Here is a 510-nt window from a genome sequence, read left to right on the forward strand (position 1 = left end):
AAGCACCCGTTCATCGAGCGGATGATGGAGCACCGCAACGACCTGGCCAACCTGGGCAACACCGTGCGTATCTCGGTGGCAGCCCGCGACGGCGACATCTTCACCCAGGAGTACATGGAGACCCTGCGGCAGATCAACGACGAGGTGTTCTACATCTCTGGCGTCGACCGCTCCGGGCTCAAGTCGCTGTGGAGCCCCAGCGTGCGCTGGACCGAGGTCACCGAGGAAGGCTTCGCCGGTGGCGAGGTGATCCCGCAGACCTACGACGGCTCGCCCGAGAGCCTCGAGGACCTGCGCGACAACATCCTCAAGTCCGGGCAGATCGGCCGCCTGGTGGCGAACAACTTCAAGTCCAGCATCATCGACGTGCCGCTGCTCGAGTCCTATCCGGATCCGGAAGACCAGGGGCGGCAGATCAAGCTGGATTACCAGAAGTTCTCCCACGAGCTGGAAGAGAAAATCCGCGAGAAGTACCAGGCGCAGAACCCGAACGTGAAGGTGCACATCATC

At 62.4% G+C, this 510-nt stretch carries 1 pseudogene; it reads left to right on the forward strand.

The window, feature by feature from the left end:
* Nucleotides 1-510 (forward strand): annotated as a pseudogene (locus tag Q7C21_RS23120) (RND family transporter); the annotation flags it as partial.

The organism is Pantoea sp. ANP04, from assembly GCF_041982285.1.
Classification (GTDB): domain Bacteria; phylum Pseudomonadota; class Gammaproteobacteria; order Enterobacterales; family Enterobacteriaceae; genus Pantoea; species Pantoea eucalypti.